18 protein-coding genes are annotated in these 16033 nt (G+C 40.1%); 11 read left to right on the top strand and 7 right to left on the bottom strand.

Going from position 1 to position 16033, the window contains the following annotated elements; all coding sequences use genetic code 11:
- The first annotated feature begins 34 nt into the window (after positions 1–34).
- Together M3205_RS14070 and M3205_RS14075 are read left to right on the top strand one after the other, a co-directional pair.
- Positions 35–604, top strand: a complete 570-nt coding sequence (locus tag M3205_RS14070) for a nucleotidyltransferase domain-containing protein (RefSeq protein ID WP_251170484.1) — start codon at positions 35–37, stop codon at positions 602–604.
- Positions 605–732: 128 nt separating this feature from the next.
- Positions 733–1161: an NUDIX domain-containing protein gene (locus tag M3205_RS14075; RefSeq protein WP_251170485.1), complete on the top strand. Its 429-nt coding sequence runs from the start codon at positions 733–735 to the stop codon at positions 1159–1161.
- Positions 1162–1259: 98 nt separating this feature from the next.
- On the opposite strand, the gene mle is transcribed toward M3205_RS14075, so the two are convergent.
- Positions 1260–2099 carry an alpha/beta fold macrolide esterase gene (mle, locus tag M3205_RS14080; protein WP_251170486.1) on the bottom strand — a complete coding sequence of 280 codons (840 nt, stop codon included), beginning with the start codon at positions 2097–2099 and terminating at the stop codon, positions 1260–1262.
- A gap of 220 nt (positions 2100–2319) precedes the next feature.
- Here mle and M3205_RS14085 point away from each other — a divergent pair, with 220 nt between their 5' ends.
- The 3 genes from M3205_RS14085 (at position 2320) to helD (ending at position 5961) form a co-directional block, all read left to right on the top strand.
- Complete coding sequence (locus M3205_RS14085) at positions 2320–2478, top strand: hypothetical protein (protein ID WP_251170487.1); 159 nt, start codon at positions 2320–2322, stop codon at positions 2476–2478.
- Between the two features lie 168 nt (positions 2479–2646).
- Positions 2647–3216: a ribonuclease FAU-1 family protein gene (locus M3205_RS14090; protein ID WP_251170488.1), complete on the top strand. Its 570-nt coding sequence runs from the start codon at positions 2647–2649 to the stop codon at positions 3214–3216.
- A gap of 408 nt (positions 3217–3624) precedes the next feature.
- Positions 3625–5961: an RNA polymerase recycling motor HelD gene (gene helD, locus M3205_RS14095; RefSeq protein WP_251170489.1), complete on the top strand. Its 2337-nt coding sequence runs from the start codon at positions 3625–3627 to the stop codon at positions 5959–5961.
- Positions 5962–6146: 185 nt separating this feature from the next.
- Here helD and M3205_RS14100 read toward each other — a convergent pair whose 3' ends face one another.
- Entirely contained in the window at positions 6147–6617 is a 471-nt protein-coding gene (locus tag M3205_RS14100) for a tRNA (cytidine(34)-2'-O)-methyltransferase (protein WP_251170490.1), read from the bottom strand.
- 193 nt (positions 6618–6810) lie between these two features.
- Between M3205_RS14100 and M3205_RS14105 the strand changes: the two genes are divergently transcribed.
- Positions 6811–7122 carry a hypothetical protein gene (locus tag M3205_RS14105; protein ID WP_251170491.1) on the top strand — a complete coding sequence of 104 codons (312 nt, stop codon included), beginning with the start codon at positions 6811–6813 and terminating at the stop codon, positions 7120–7122.
- Positions 7123–7822: 700 nt separating this feature from the next.
- On the top strand, positions 7823–8227 hold the full coding sequence (locus M3205_RS14110) for a VOC family protein (protein ID WP_251170492.1): 405 nt from the start codon (positions 7823–7825) through the stop codon (positions 8225–8227).
- 86 nt (positions 8228–8313) lie between these two features.
- Here M3205_RS14110 and ytzI read toward each other — a convergent pair whose 3' ends face one another.
- Genes ytzI through M3205_RS14125 form a run of 3 tightly spaced genes read right to left on the bottom strand, consistent with a single transcriptional unit; the run spans position 8314 to position 10656 of the window.
- A complete protein-coding gene (gene ytzI / locus M3205_RS14115; protein WP_251170493.1) occupies positions 8314–8481 on the bottom strand; it encodes a YtzI protein in 168 nt (55 codons plus the stop codon).
- A gap of 41 nt (positions 8482–8522) precedes the next feature.
- A complete protein-coding gene (locus tag M3205_RS14120) occupies positions 8523–8867 on the bottom strand; it encodes an ArsR/SmtB family transcription factor (protein WP_095244180.1) in 345 nt (114 codons plus the stop codon).
- Positions 8868–8889: 22 nt separating this feature from the next.
- Positions 8890–10656: a SulP family inorganic anion transporter gene (locus M3205_RS14125; RefSeq protein WP_251170494.1), complete on the bottom strand. Its 1767-nt coding sequence runs from the start codon at positions 10654–10656 to the stop codon at positions 8890–8892.
- 188 nt (positions 10657–10844) lie between these two features.
- On the opposite strand from M3205_RS14125, the gene M3205_RS14130 reads away from it, so the two are divergent.
- Together M3205_RS14130 and M3205_RS14135 are read left to right on the top strand one after the other, a co-directional pair.
- Positions 10845–10991 carry a hypothetical protein gene (locus M3205_RS14130; RefSeq protein ID WP_251170495.1) on the top strand — a complete coding sequence of 49 codons (147 nt, stop codon included), beginning with the start codon at positions 10845–10847 and terminating at the stop codon, positions 10989–10991.
- A gap of 236 nt (positions 10992–11227) precedes the next feature.
- Complete coding sequence (locus M3205_RS14135; protein WP_251170496.1) at positions 11228–12373, top strand: MFS transporter; 1146 nt, start codon at positions 11228–11230, stop codon at positions 12371–12373.
- A 65-nt stretch (positions 12374–12438) separates the two neighbouring features.
- Here M3205_RS14135 and M3205_RS14140 read toward each other — a convergent pair whose 3' ends face one another.
- On the bottom strand, positions 12439–12927 hold the full coding sequence (locus M3205_RS14140) for a pyridoxamine 5'-phosphate oxidase family protein (protein ID WP_251170497.1): 489 nt from the start codon (positions 12925–12927) through the stop codon (positions 12439–12441).
- 170 nt (positions 12928–13097) lie between these two features.
- On the opposite strand from M3205_RS14140, the gene M3205_RS14145 reads away from it, so the two are divergent.
- Both M3205_RS14145 and M3205_RS14150 read left to right on the top strand, forming a co-directional pair.
- Positions 13098–13751: an NAD(P)H-binding protein gene (locus tag M3205_RS14145; protein ID WP_251170498.1), complete on the top strand. Its 654-nt coding sequence runs from the start codon at positions 13098–13100 to the stop codon at positions 13749–13751.
- A 110-nt stretch (positions 13752–13861) separates the two neighbouring features.
- The gene (locus M3205_RS14150; protein ID WP_251170499.1) at positions 13862–14989 is read left to right on the top strand and encodes a TerD family protein; all 1128 of its coding nucleotides are present in this window, start codon (positions 13862–13864) and stop codon (positions 14987–14989) included.
- Between the two features lie 224 nt (positions 14990–15213).
- Here the strand turns inward: M3205_RS14150 and M3205_RS14155 are convergent, their stop codons facing one another.
- On the bottom strand, positions 15214–15984 hold the full coding sequence (locus M3205_RS14155) for a GDSL-type esterase/lipase family protein (protein ID WP_251170500.1): 771 nt from the start codon (positions 15982–15984) through the stop codon (positions 15214–15216).
- Positions 15985–16033: the final 49 nt, after the last annotated feature.

A 16033-nucleotide genomic window follows, 5' to 3' on the forward strand; every position in this document is an offset into this window, starting at 1 on the left:
GTTATATTAAAAAAGTTTATTTAGGGGGAGGTATATGCCGTTTGAACAATGCCAGAGTGTTGCTTCTTTAATGTCAGGATTCAATAATTCATGGGGCATTGCTGGTGGATGGGCAATTGACCTTTTTATCGGCAAGGAAACAAGAGAACATAAAGATATAGAGATTGCTATATTTCGAAAAGATCAGCTATATTTTAAAAACTTTTTTTTAGGTTGGGAATACAAAAAGGTTGTTAAAGGAGAATTTCATACTTGGGAAAATGAGATTCTGGAGTTGCCAATCCACGAAATCCACGCATTAAATAAGGATAACGGAAGAGAAGTAGAAATCCTACTAAATGAAACGAAAGGAGATCATTGGGTATTTAGAAGAGATGCCAGGATATCCTGGCCGCTGAATCTAGTTTGGAGCTATTCTGAGGCAGGGATTCCTTTTTTAAATCCAGAAATTGTCCTTTTATATAAGGCGAAAAATACAAGGGAAAAAGACCACCAAGACTTTCTGGCTGCAAAAGACTTTCTTGATAATGAAAAGAGTAAGTGGCTTCGGGAGGCATTAGAAATACACGAACCAAAGCATAAATGGCTTCAACTTTTGTGCTAGTTATTATTCTATTATTGCGTTCAATCCTATTATGAACAGCTGCCGGCTAGAGCACTGAAAGAACTAGGATCTGTTAGCAGAATCTAGAGAAGTATTTAAATAGACCCAATATGAGTGGGAGGCTTAAAATGTTTATTGTAAATGTAGAAGGAGCTATAAGGAAAAATGACAAGTGGCTTATTATTGAGAGAAGTAAAAAAGAGGAACATGCAGGTGGTTTGCTTTCCCTTGTTGGAGGAAAGGTGGATCTGGAAGGAAACTCATCAAATATTTTAGAGAGAACTGTAAAGCGTGAAATTTCAGAAGAAGTCGGGGTAAGAGTAAAAGACCGTTTAACTTATGTACACAGTACTTCTTTCGTAACAGATACTAATCAAAATGTAGTCGATATTGTGTTTCTTTGCGAGTATGAATCTGGTGAGGCACTCCCTATATGTGCTGATGAGGTAGAAGAGGTGTTATGGCTAACAACAGAAGAGATCTTACATCACCCGAAAGCGCCTGTTTACTTAAAAGAAAGCATTAAATGTGCTGAAGCCTTGATTCCTGTCCATTAGCAGCAGGGATCAATTAATCTCGTAATTGTAAAAGAGAGCAGCCCAATATCTCATTAATTAAGAAATTGGGCTTTGAATTTTTTCTAACTATTATTTAATCAGGAACTATGCTTTATAACAGAATCTATAATCTGATCCCAGTCTTCACTATGAATTTCATGGCCGGTTCCATCAAGTGTCATCAATTCAGAATGCGGGATAGCTTTCTTAAGCGCAAGTCCGTGCTCATATGGGAGGGCCGGATCTTCTGTGCCATGGATAATAAGAACCGGTGCGCTAATTGCATCGGATTTGTCATAATATTCTTCCCCGCCTTGCAGTAAAGCATGGTTAAATCTGCTCGGCAGATGGGTGGCGCGGTCAACTTCTCTTGCTGCCAGCTTATGCATTCTTTCGTGCTCGAAAGGTTTGGTGCCGGCTAATGTTTTCCAGCCGCCTGCGAGATATGAAATAGCCGCATTCCGATCCGTCCAATCAATGGAAGCACTCTTCATGTGGTGATCCAGTATGCTTTGATCCATTGGCGGCAGCTTTTCCATCACAGTTCCAAACACACTTGAAGCAATGAGTGTAAGTGTTAATACACGTTCCGGATATCTTAAGGCAAGAATCTGGCCGGTTAAGCCGCCCATGGACATGCCGACAATATGTGCCTGGTCTATTTGATAAGCATCGAGTACGCCTGCCGCATCATCAGCCAAGTCGGTTATGGTGTAATGGGAAGTCCCCGGCTCATAAGTAGTCGACCTTCCCAGATCCCGATGATCGTACCGAATGACAAATCTCCCCTGGTCAGCCAGACGAATACAGAAATCCTCGTCCCACCAGTCCAGTGAAGTCATGGCACCCATTATTAAAAGAATGGCTGGATCCTTAGGATTTCCAAAGCTTTCTGTACAGATTTCCACATTATTTATTTTCACTATTTGTTCACGCATATGTTACCTCCGTATCACTGTTCTTCCTATCGCAGATCAGTTTCTTCCCGGAGCATTGGCCTGCCCCTGTTCATTATCTGTGCCGAATCCACTTGATAATCATGACGAGGCCTCCTTTAAAATTCTTAATAACAAGGGACTCATCCCTATATGTATTACCTTAACATAAGTCTAATCACCAAAAAACAGAATACTGATAAATCAGATTATAGTTGTCACTTTGTTTGTTAGAGATACTGCAGGCAGGTCGCTTCGCGGCTCCGCTCCAGTCGTTGAACATCCGAGTGAGATAAAAGAAGTCCTCGAGAACCCTGAAAAAGCCATTGGTGGCATGATGAGAAGAAAACAGGCAAAGGCAGTCTGGACAAGGGGGTGCTGACGAGCTTACTGCAAAAACACTGAATTAGTAAAAGCTTTCTCTATGCTATAAAATTAGCGTATGGAGTAAGCTTTTTCTATTTGCAATAAGTTATGATAACGGGCGTGATATGGTTCGCAGGGAACTGGGCAAATGGATAAAAGTCAGCAAAAGGAGAATTCAGTATAAATGAAATATGGAGATGAAATGATAGAAAGAAAGATACGATACGGATACGGTTCCAGGAGCGTGGAGCATCATTGTATGCTGCTGACAGCAGAAGACCATCATGCAGTGCTATTTCATCTTATTGAAGACCCTTTTACAATGATTGCAGGTCAAACTCATATAACTATACCGAAAGGGAGCTATACGATTGCTTATTACTGGGAGGATCGTCCGTATAATTTGTATTTCTGGAGAGATGCTGAAGGCCGCTATTTAGGCTCCTATTTTAATATTGTAAAAAATACAGTGTTCACTGATGGAATGGTTTCGTTTGAAGATTTAATCATCGATATGCTAGTGCTTCCGAATGGAGGTGTTTTTATATTAGATGAGGATGAATTACCTGAGCAGCTGGAGAGCTTTGAGAGTGGTGCTGTCCAGCAATCTTTACACGTATTAAAAGAGTCTTTAGAAGCTGTTCTTTCTCAGGTTATTTCAGAATCGGAAAGCAATTATGCGCATGAGAAATTTGTGCCTGTGCTCAAACAGTTTGAGAAAAGGTTGGGTGAATCGCTGCAGGAATCCCACTAAAAGATTAGTCCGCCTTAAGAGTCAAAAGGCGGACTAATCTTTTAGAAAAAAGGAGCCTGAAGGAAAGAAATAAACCTGCAGGATTCTACCATTCTTAATGTAGTGAAAAAATAAAATAAGATTTGGAATGGGTCAAGGGGAAAGAATGTCTAATTAGGGGAGAAATTATGTTTAGTGGAGAAAAATAAAACTAGCCGTCCTTAACGCTTTAAACGTTAAAAACGGCTAGTGTGGAATCGACAAAAAAATCATGTAAAAACCATTGAAAAATAAGAGGTGCTGTGATAAATTTATATAGATACGCATCATTTAAATATAATTAAGTATATTATCCCTATATTAATTATATAATGCGATCGATTCGTTTGTCAACCTTTTTATATAAAATTTTTTTAAGGAGTGTTTGCTATGAATTCAAAACTTCAGCAGGAGCAAAAACGATTGGATGGTGTAATGGAGACGATTACGGAGGAAGTCCGCAGATTGGAAGAAGAAACCTCCAGGCGTAAAAACGAAGTGGTTCATATCCGCAAACACTTTTGGGATGAAGTCAAGGTGAACACTGATACCTTTGATGATTATTTGGAGACCATTATCGGTTTGAGGCAGGAGGCACAGGCTCTGTCTGTAAGCCAGAGTACCCATCGGCATGCTTCCAAGCGCTTGTCAACGCTTCGCCGGATGGAGGAGGTGCCCTATTTCGGCCGGATCGATTTTACGGAAGAGGGCTCTTCCGAACAGGAGCCTGTTTATATTGGAATTTCTACGCTAAGAGATCAGAGCGGCGAGAATTTTCTCATTTACGACTGGAGGGCGCCGGTTTCGAGTGTGTACTATGATTACCAGCCGGGACCGGCTATGTATGAAACACCCGGTGGCATTATCGAGGGCACATTAGAGAAAAAGTGGCAATATTTAATCCGCCGCGGTGAACTTCAATCCATGTTCGATACGAGTCTGACCATTGGGGATGAAATTTTGCAGCAGGTTCTAGGAAAGGGAACTGATAAGCATATGCACAATATTGTCGCAACCATTCAGCAGGATCAGAACCGGATCATCCGTCATGATCAGGGAAGGCTGCTTATTGTTCACGGTGCTGCCGGAAGCGGCAAGACGTCAGCTGCCCTCCAGCGAATTGCTTATCTGCTTTACAAGTACAGGGAAAATCTGAATGCTGATCAAATCATCCTGTTTTCACCTAATAGGATGTTTAACAGCTATGTATCCAATGTGCTGCCGGAGCTCGGAGAAGAGAATATGCAGCAGGTTACCTTCCAGGAATATTTGGATCATCGGCTGAGTAAAGAGTTCGTGGTAGAAAATCCATATGAGCAGTTAGAGTATGTTTTAACTGCTGCGAAAACCCCTGAGTACAGATCGAGGGTTGCGGGCATTAAATTTAAAGCATCTGTCCGTTTTTTTGAGGCGATTAATGCTTACTTAAAGTCGCTGGAGTTATCTGGAATGTTGTTTAAGGATATAAATTTCAGAGGAAAGCCGATTGTTGCTGCTCAGCAAATGGCGGATCAATTCTACAGCAGCGGCACCTCACTCCGATTTCATAACAGACTTGAGAAGCTGGCGGATTGGCTTATTAAGCAAATTACTGAAGCTGAAAAAGCTCAACGGTCCAAGGAGTGGGTACAGGATGAAATTGAACTGCTCAGCAATGAGGAATACCATAAGGCACATGCCTACCTGGCGAAAAAACGCGGCTTAACAGAGGATTCCATTCATGATTATGAAATCGAGCCTGAAGCGTTAGCCCGGCTGATTGTACGGAAAAAATTCAAGCCGCTGCGAAAACAAATCCGGGCCATGCGTTTCATTGATTTTAAGGGGATATACAAGCAGCTATTTGCAGATCCCCTGAAGGTCCAAGAATGGATAGAAGAGAAGATGTTGGCAGAATGGGCTGCTATCTGTCAGGCGACACAGGAAATGCTCGATGAAGGAAGATTATGCTATGAGGATGCTACTCCATTTTTATATGTGAAAGAGCAGATCCAAGGCTTTCAGACAAACAGTTCGATTAAACACATTGTAGTGGATGAGGCGCAGGATTACTCACCGTTTCAATTTGAGTTTTTAAAGCGTTTGTTTCCTGCTTCCAAGATGACGGTGCTCGGTGATTTTAACCAGGCTATTTTTGCTCATGCAAGCGAAACTGCAGATTTTCACACACTCACCAGTCTGTATGGTCCGGATCAGACAGAACTGATTAATTTAGCGAGGAGCTACAGGTCAACTAAACCAATCATTGAATTTACAAGAAGACTGATTCCTAACGGGAAAGAGATCATCCCGTTTGAACGAGATGGCAAGCTGCCGGTGCTGAAGCAATTATCCGATCACGCCGAACTGCACAGCTTCATTGCCGCCAAGGTTGCTGACTGGAGAAGCCAGGGATTTAATAGCATGGCCATTATCTGTAAGTCTGCTGAGGAAAGTGCAAAGGCTTATGAAGCTTTGTCCAGCATCGATGGAATAAAACTCTTGAGGAGCAACTCGACTGAATATGAAGAAGGAGTCGTTGTCGTGCCTTCGTATTTGTCCAAGGGAATTGAATTTGATGCCGTCATCATTTATGATGCATCGGAAAGTGTATATGGAGATGAAAGCCTGCGAAAAGTGTTTTATACCTCCTGCACAAGAGCAATGCATGATTTGCAGCTCTGCAGCGTGGGTGAACCGAGTCCGTTCTTGCAGGATGTTTTGAGGGAAGGTCTCATTGAGGTTTGACATTGCCGGGTGTATCTAAAACCGGGTGGTATCCAGTTCTGATACCGCCCGGTTTTTTTATGATGATGATTAAGATAAAATATCTCTGATTATCAAGGGATCGTGGGAGTGATCGAGACTTAATTTTTGCACTCTCAAAAAGGCTCTAGGTATATTAAAAACCATCTTCCAGCGGTGAAGATGGTTTATTTCATATTCGGAAATCCCTGCTGACGCAATGCCTCATACACCAATATTGCAGCTGTACTCGAAAGATTGAGTGATCGGACATTGCCGTTCATAGGGATTCTTAAGAAATGATCTTTATTTTCCTCCAGCAAGTCTTTAGGCAAGCCGGTTGTTTCTTTTCCAAACATAAAATAATGTTCCTTTGAGACATCACTGAAATCAAAGGATGAATGGGCCTGTTCACCAAAGGTTTCGATATAGTAAAACTCGCCCTGGTTTTTTGTGAAAAACTCATCCATGGAATCATAATACGATATGTTCACTGAGTCCCAGAAATCAAAGCCTGCCCGCTTAATCATTTCGGGCTCTGTTGAAAAGCCAAGCGGCCGGATCAAGTGCAGAGCTGTATCTGTTCCAGCACAAGTCAGGGCAATATTTCCGGTATTGGCCGGAATGTCCGGCTGATATAGTACGACATGTATACCCAAGGGTTGTCACCTCTATCTTTAGTTTTCCATTAAGATTATAGCATAGAGGCCGGAAATTTAAGCATTTGTAGCTGGGAGTACAATACATCCTCATTTTCAGAGTAGAGTAATTTTTGTAAAAATATGTTAAACTTAAGGTTGGAAGGTACTTGAAAAGGAGGAGATCATCATACGGACTAAATATTTTATTGTTTTGCTTCTGACATTTTTGATTGAAGCGGGTGTAACACTTTTCGTTGCCTCCACATTCTCTGTAAGGTTCATTGAGGTCATGTTTTTTACTGGCATGGCTTTTGCTGGGCTTAGCTTTTACTTTTCTAGCAGCGGGGGAGTCATTGCTGATTTCAGTTCCTCAAATGCAAGTGCGCAAACAGGCTTCATCCAAAAGAGGGAAGTGTTTGTGTTTAGGAGAGGGCCAGTCTTCACATCCTCCATCATTTTTTTCTGCATTGGATTAGTGTTGTTTATTCTGCTTATTTCAGGGGTTATTCCGCCTGCGGGTTAAGGAATGCTGCTAAATGAAGAAAATGAGTAAAACTACCTTTTATTCAAGGAAGGTAAAAACCAGCCAGAATAGGTACTTAATATGACAACTCTGTTAATTATGATTCTATTAAGATTGAAATTGAGATTGCAGGAGAAATTGTAAGAAACATAGCCAGTCATGCAAAATAGGAGAATCATCTATGCTATATATTAAATTTTGTCTTTATCAGTTCCTTTTGTTTTCAGTGCTTTTTGTTTTAAACATCCGTTTGGACCAGTATATCAGCAGGCCATTTACCAGGATTGATTTTATAGCCATATGTATCAGTGTGCCTGTCTTAATCATTATTTTTATAGTTATAAGCAAGTTATATAGACCTTTTGACGTTATTAGACTGCGAAATAAAATCTTTATCTCCATACCCGTTTTTATCCTGTCAGTCTTCTATGCAGGTTTTCTTGATTCATTGTTCTGAGGGTCATATTATTACATTGTTCTCGCATTCAGTTGTTTATTAAGCCTAATCAGCAGTTGGGGTGATAATTGGATTCTTACAGGTGTATTGGGCTTAGGTGTTTTGATTTGTGGAGCAATCGGTTTTTTAGCTATAAGGAGTGCCAGGCCGGATTTTAAATAGAAATTGCAAGGAGAGAAATGGATCTGGATGCTCCAATCGAATTATGAATTATTGCAGATAATATATGAGGAGATGACGAAAATGAGTGAGAAATTATTACGAGTAGGTACAACCTATATCCCAGTAACAAATTTAGACCTTTCCGCTGATTGGTATGTAAATAAATTAGGGGCAGAGTTAAGCTACAAAGATCAGGACAAAGCAATTTTAAATTTTGCCAATCAGAGTATATTTCTTGTGAAATCTAAGGAGGATCAAAGCGCAAATTTCTTTGATATTTACGGAAATGAGTGTTTTTCTCTTACATTTGAAGTAAATGGGTTAAGCGCCTTAGAAGCCATACATAAGGACTTTAAGCAAAATGGAATAAGTGTTGGAGAGATTGAAGACAGAGGACACTCTGGAAGAAATTTTGTTTTTTATGATTTAGACGGTAATAAATTTGATGTGTGGAGTGAACTCAGTCCAACCTTCATACGGATTTAATAAAGATATGATTAAAGATAATAAACAAACAAAAAAGGAATGATCCAAGAAGGATTATCCCTTTTTTGCTGAAGTGGCATCTAATATTATTTATTGTTACTATTTTGTACCTTGCAATCATCGCTTATATTTGGATTGTTTTCTAAGGAGTCCACGGTATGCTTAAATTTATAGGCTTTAGAAGTTGTGATAACACTTAAGAATAGCACAATTAAAACAATCAAAACTCCAACAATTATTAATCCCGTTAACATTGTATTCACCTGATTTCATCTGTTTTTTCAAAATCGCCCGTTTAAGGCTGTTCGGTATTATCATCATCATTAAACTTATCTAGCATTTCAATCGTATCGACAAGGTGGTTATTAAAAATTTGGCGTGCTGCTTGAAGTAATTCAACAATCATGGGGTCTCTTAAGGAATAGATTACACGATTTCCATCTTTCGTTCCCGTTACAATATTTTTAGCTCTTAAGACAGTTAGTTGCTGTGAAACCGCAGATCCTTCACTTCCTACAAGACTTTGAATTTCATTAACATTTTTGTCTCCATCCGCTAATAATTCCAGTATCCTAATCCTTAACGGATGGGCAAGAGCTTTAAAGAATTCAGCTTTAAACTGCTGGATTTCAAGATTCAATTTATTGGCCCTCTCTTTCAAATCAATTATAAGATGGACTGGCAGTCTCTCTTAATTCTTGCCTATCACTTTCTTCACCAGAAAAGACTGTGCATTCTTTAAACGCAAAGTGTTTACAGCCCAGGCATTTACCTTTATTTAAGTGTGTAAGTGAGAAATTAATCGCCTCACCGGTATGTTCGAAGAAATGTTCTTTCCCTATAAATTCATATAATCCTGTCTTTTTAAGCACATGTTTTGGCTGAGGTTTTATTCCAGATATTAAAATGATCCCATGTTTTGAGAAATCCTTTACAATTCTGGATAAATAATATTCGCCCGTTGTATCCAGCAGAGGGACTTTCCCCATTCTTAAAAGTAAAACCCTCGTATTAGGGTTGAACGTATTCATCACTGACTGTTCGAATGATTGAGCATCCCCGAAAAATAATGGGCCATCTACAGTATAAATACTAATTTGGGGACAGTCATGAGTATCTGTCACCATGTGAGATTGGATTTTTCCATGTTTGTTTTCATGATTGGGCAGTGACTTTGACGTTACCATCATATCACTCATACGTTTTGTAAATAGTAGTATAGCTAATATGAGTCCTGCCTCAACAGCAATCGTTAAATTTGTAAAAACCGTTAATAAAAAGGTCACAACTAAAACAAGTGAATCTCCCGTCCTGGTTTTTAATACATGATAAAACTCCTGCTTCTCGCTCATATTCCAAGCAACGACCATTAAAATCGGGGCCATACTTGCTAAAGGAATAGCCGACGCATAAGGGGCAAAGAGAAGTAAAATTAGCAAAACCACGATTCCATGGATGATTCCGGAAAATGGCGAAGTGGCTCCGTTTTTTATATTTGTGGCTGTTCTCGCTATTGCACCTGTAGCCGGTATCCCGCCAAACAATGGAGTAATCATATTCGCTATCCCTTGGCCTAAGAGTTCACGATTACTATTATGCTTGCTTTTTGTCATTCCATCGGCCACTACTGCAGATAATAAAGATTCAATGCCGCCAAGTAAAGCTATAATGAAGGCGGGTCCGATTAACAGCTGAATTTTTTCAAACGTAATCTCCGGGATCTCAAAATGGGGCAACGAACTTGGAATATCCCCAAATGTTGATCCAATTGTTGCTACTTGATTTGGATAGAAGAAAATCGCTGCAAGCGTAGAAAGCAGTAAACCAGCAAGAGATCCGGGTATCCTGGAGAAGAATTTAGTTGTCAGTAAGATGGTCACTAAACAAATCCCGCCTGTTAAAACACTATAACCATTCATGGTATGAATGTGAACGATAATTTCATTTATATTTCTAAGAAATGATTCATGCTTCTCAACACCTGTCAGTCCTAAAAAGTTGGCAATTTGACCGGTAAAAATGATGACTGCAATCCCTGCTGTAAAACCTATCGTTACTGGTCTCGGAATAAATTTAATCAAAGAACCCAGCCTGAAAATGCCCATAAAACATAATATAATCCCTGCTATAAATCCGGAAATTAATAGGTTTTCATATCCATATGTCATCACAATCCCAAACAAGATAGGGATAAATGCACCAGTTGGTCCACCGATCTGAAATTTCGACCCCCCGAACAGCGAAATCAATATCCCTGCAATGATTGTCGTATAAATTCCATATTCCGGTTTTACTCCTGAAGCAATGGCAAACGCCATGCCTAAAGGAATGGCAATAACGCCAACCACAAGACCCGACAGAAGGTCCTTCTGGAAACTTTCTAAGGAATACCCGCGATATCTTCCGGTAAAAATTGATTTGTATTGCATTTCTAACCCTTCTTTAATTTTATAATTTGTATATCTGATTATTTGAATATACTATGATATGAATTTACTCCGATTACTTAATATTGTCAAAGGGAATTTTCAGGGGATTAATAAAGGTGATAAGAGAGGCTGTCAAACGGAAAAGTTGGAAACCCTATAATGAAGAATTTCTATAAGGAGGGATTTTGATGAATGACAAAGATCAGGAAATAAATGAAGGACTGAATCAGATATTTGAACTCATTAATGCCAAAGAGGATGTCGGGGAAATTAATGAAATCCTTAAAAATGGAAATGCGGATGATGGAACGGAAAACTCCACTCCTGATTCTTAAGACAAAAGAAACTATAAATGGGCAGGATCAGGTGCATTATTGTCTATACTTTTCAGTAAATTCACCCTATAATAATAGGGAATTTCAGGTGAGCAATGGAAGCACGTCTCCTTCCACTCTTTTTTGATTTGTGATTTTTTTAAGAGGTATTATTATGCATACAATCATCAGTGTACGCCCTTAAAAAGGGGGACGTACACTTCTTTTAGCCGCCGTACTACTTGGAGGCTATGGTTATGAAACCAATCTATTACTTATATGCGAAAGCTTTTTCTGATTTTAGTTCACGCATGCAATTCATCGGTTTGACGAGCGTATTGTTACTAAGTGAACATCCTGAATTGTATTTGATGCTCTTTTATTTAGGCAGACAAATTGGCGGTGTTTTGGTCAGTTACCTGGCTGGTGTTGTGGCTGACCGTTATTCAAGGCGCCGAACGATGATACTTTCAGAACTTGCAAGCGGATTCGCTCTGTCCAGTTTGATTTTCATTGAACATCCGGTGTTTATTGTGGCTATTGCTTTTATCCTTGGCATCACATATACATTTTTTGATGTCAGTTTCCGGGCATCTATCCCATCGATGTTTGGGGAAGAGCGCATATCAGAAATCAATACGCTTCTTGTGCGTCTTGGAGCGATAATGAGTATTATTGGTTTTGCAGCTGGAGGCTTAATTTCAGCTTTTTCTTCCTATAAATATTTAATAATGTTTGACAGTGCGATCTATCTTGGGTCCGCCCTGATTCTATTAAAGGTTCACTGGAAGGAACAAACGAACCCGGAGCAGAACGATCAGCCGAAGCTTACTGTCAGTCACGTATTGCAATCAGGAATTTATCGATTTATACTGGCGGTTGGATTTGCTTACCCGCTTGCAGCTGCTTCTTATCAATATGCCCTTCCGCTTTTGGCTTCTGTCAAGGAACATAGGGACTTATACAATGGTTTGATGTGGTCAACTGTCGCAGCAGGCTCATTTCTATGTTCATTGATTCTAAAGAAGCAGTTTGTAAACGAAAAGCGCTATATTGCCAGTCTGCTTTTGTTTACAGCGTTCGTGTCGATTGCATTCATGTATGAGCTGGCGCCTGTCACGTTTTTTATCCTTTTGCTTGCAGGGGCTGCAGAAGCAATGGTGCAAGTGTGTCACTATACGCTTCTTCAGCGCAGTGATAAACGTGTTCGCGGCCGCTTATTTGGACTTAACACGCTTGCAGCAAGAGGCGGGTTTCTAGCTGGATTTGGAGTTGCACCACTGCTGGCAGAGGTCACTTCAATGCCCTATAGTGTATGGACCATTCAATCCATACTAGTGATGTGCTGTTTTGTTCATTTGTGGAGAAAATATTACTCTCGCAAAAAAGCGGAGTGGTCATAATTCGTCAAAATGATCTCATCTGAAGCAACAAAAATGGATTGTCATTCAGACAATCCATTTTTGCTTTATTTATTTATTTCAACTGTTTCGTTAATATCTGCTGATTTAGAGTTTTTCCCTGTCATGCGTTTAAAGAGAAAAGCTGCTTTTTTCGTAAAATTGCCAGTCTCCCAATATTCTGCCGCTTCCGTTTTTACTTTTATGAGGACAACGTTTGGATCATCATAAGATGTCTGCATGATTTCTTCGTATGCTTTGCTCCACAATTCTTTTTTCTTTTCTAAGTCCTCCACGATTTCCGCTTTTCCACGGACGGAAACATAGGATTTGCCTGCATAAGCTACGTTAACATCCTGATCATGCAGAATTTCCTCATACTTAGCAGTCTCTTTTTTCGTGAAGAACCATAAGTCACCATCAAATTCTATTTCTTGTGTTTTCATTGGACGGGACACAAGTCCTTCCTCTGTAACCGTGGTCAACATCGCCGTATCAATGTCTTTGATTAACTCTCTCACTGTTTCTAATTCTTCTTGATTGATCATGTTAGACATTTCCATCACCTCGTAAAAGTTTTATAGAGTTATATTACCCTTTAAACAAGCTTTTATTCAGGTTTAGAACAATGAATGATGGAATCAGGCGAGCAAATAGATCTTTAGTTCCTTATAATTGAATCTAATATATAATTGAAAGAAAATATCCAGAATAGAAGGAGAAAATAATGCACGCATTAATAATAGGAGCTACGGGAGCAACAGGCAGGGACCTGCTGGATTTGTTGCTGGAAGATGAGTCCTTTCATCAGGTAGATGTTTTTGTCAGGCGGGATATTCCTATCCAGCATGAGAAATTAAAGGTGCATGTGATTGACTTTGATCAATCTGAACAATGGAAGCATTCCGTGAAAGGCGATGTCTTGTTTTCTTGTTTAGGTACAACCTTAAAAGCTGCAGGAAGTAAAGAAGCGCAATGGAAAATCGATTATGACTACCAATACCAGTTTGCCAAAATAGCCAGAGAAAACCATGTCAGTCATTATGTTTTGGTATCTTCAGGAGGCTCGTCTCCTAATTCTCCCTTATTTTATCCAAGGATGAAGGGGCAGCTGGAAGAATCGGTGAAAGATTTAGGATTTCCTGGCGTGACCATCTTTAAGCCGACTGTACTGGTACGAAAAAATAGTGATAGAACCATGGAGGTTGCCGGGTTGAAAGCCGTACAGTTTTTTAATCGGTTCGGACTGCTTCGTTCACAGGAGCCGATGCCGACAGAAATCTTGGCTCAAGCCATGGTCCATTCCGTGAAACAGCCAAGAAACGGCATTTTTATGCTTGAAGGTGAAGCTATTCGGGAATGTGCCGGGAAGTTTGAGTAGGAACCTGATATCTTTGACCCAAGAGGTCAAGGTTATTTTTATACTGCATATGGAAGTTATTGGTCGAGTGAGCTATCATATCAGTAAACAGTAATAAAGGAGCAGAAACCATGACAGCTGACGTTCAAAAAGGATCCCGTATTGATTTAACAAAAACAAGACCAGATATATCGCAGCTTGCTATCCGGATCAGCTGGGATAGTCCTGGTGGTTATGATATAGATGCTGCTGTATTCATGGCAGATCAGAATGGCCATTGCCCTGATGATTCTTCGATGATTTTTTATGGCAATAGTGATTCAACAGATCAATCTGTACGGCATTCTGTGGTTGGAGAGACGGGCAGAAGCACAGAAATATTTCATATTAATTTGCCTTTAATAACACCTTCTATCGAAAAGCTAGTTTTTACGCTGACCATCTATGAAGGTGATAAAAAGAATCAGACTTTCTCAGAAATGAACAATGCTTCTATTGTAATCAGTGATGCAGTAACAGGGGAAGAAATGCTTACATATAAGCTGGGACCTTTTACGATTGAAAACACTATAGTATTGGGTGAACTATATAATAGAAACGGAGATTGGAAGTTTTCAGCCAATACCGGCGGTTTTTCCGGAGGACTCGCTGCACTGTGCAAACATTTTGGCATTGAAGTGGAAGAAGAGCAGGAGGGAGGCGCTTTTGAGGCAGCACCTGCGCTGGAAATTGAAACTCCTATTTTACAAGAGACTGCAGCAAAACCTGAACCGCCTATTGTGCCTGAGCCAGCTGTTCAGCAGCCGCCGATTAAGCTTGGGAAAATCAGGCTGGATAAGCCCGGAGAAGGGGTTTCACTCAAAAAGGCAGCCAAAATTGAAGATATTAAAGTCAGGCTCCAATGGACAAAGGGTGTTGATTTGGATCTGCATGCTTTTTATAAAACGAAAACAGGCCAGTTTGGACAAATTTATTTTGGCAATAAGGGCGGTTTCCATGCCTCTCCATTTATTAAGCTTGATCGGGATTCCGGTGTTGGAAACACGTCTGGAGACAATTCAGAAAACCTGACGATCAAAACACTGAAGGATCTGGACTCTGTTATCATTGCCACGAATATCTTCCGGTTTTTCGGCTTCATCTCCAAAGGGGAGAACTTTGCCAGATACGATGGGTGCGTTCTTGTTAAAACCGGCAACGGAGATGATATAGAAGTTCCGTTAACGTCAAAAGTAAAAGGCAGATGGTGCATTAAATAGACAATACCGATGCAGCAGATCCAAAGGTTCTGAATATCAACCGGGTACAGTCCAATAAACCCGATATTAGAGATTTGTGAAGAGTAGATTTATAGCAATAAATTCACATTTTTAGATGTAGCAATTGCTGATTTTGAAGTTGACGGAAGAGGTGAATCTGCCTCAGAAACAGGAACCGTAGAAAAAGGTGAATCTGCACATCTGATGCAGATTCACCTTTTAGTTTATTCAACGATACTTTTCTCAATAACAAGCGATAGGTTTTCAGCCATTTGCTGATAAGTGGCACCATTCGGATGAAAGACGTCACTGGAAAGATCTCGTTTGGCATCTGTGACCAGATTGAAGGTATCCAATACTTGAACACGGTATTTCAAGCCTAATGTCCGGGCAGATTCATTCCATTTTTGAATGACAGAATCAAATGAATCCCCATTGGGCGATTGTTTGAAAGGGTTATACAGTCCTATATAGACGATGACGGCATTCGGATTGGTTTCGCGAATGCTTTTGAATGTTTTCTCCAGATTCGGAATTTCTGTCTTTACGATGCCAAGAGCGGTTTCCTCTGAATATTTCTCCAGGATCTTCCCGCTATTAAAAAGGTTATTTCCTCCAATGGTGATGGAGATTATTTTGGCTTCTTTAATAGATCTCTGAACTTCCTTCTGCTCAAGCTGCACTAATAAATCTTCAATTCTGGCACCACGCACACCAAGGTTTTGAAAACGATCTATGGTATTTCTTTCTTTAAGCTCTTTTCCAGCAAGCGAGACAAAACCTTCTCCTTTCGATGAGCCGACACCTCTAGTTAATGAATCTCCAAGGGCGACATAGGCATCTCCAGGTGTGGCAGGATTATCGTCTGTTTTCTCTAAAATTTTTCCCCGGGGAGGGCTGGTAACATCCATATAAGCACTGGCAAGTCCATATCCAAATAGAACTGTTAGGACAAGGGATAGGGTTAAAAATAACGGCCACTTCCATTTTTTCATGTTTTAATCTCTCCTTCTAATTTGATAGTATCAATTTTTTTCAAAATGG

The organism is Cytobacillus firmus, assembly GCF_023715565.1.
Classification (GTDB): Bacteria; Bacillota; Bacilli; order Bacillales; family Cytobacillaceae; genus Cytobacillus; species Cytobacillus firmus_C.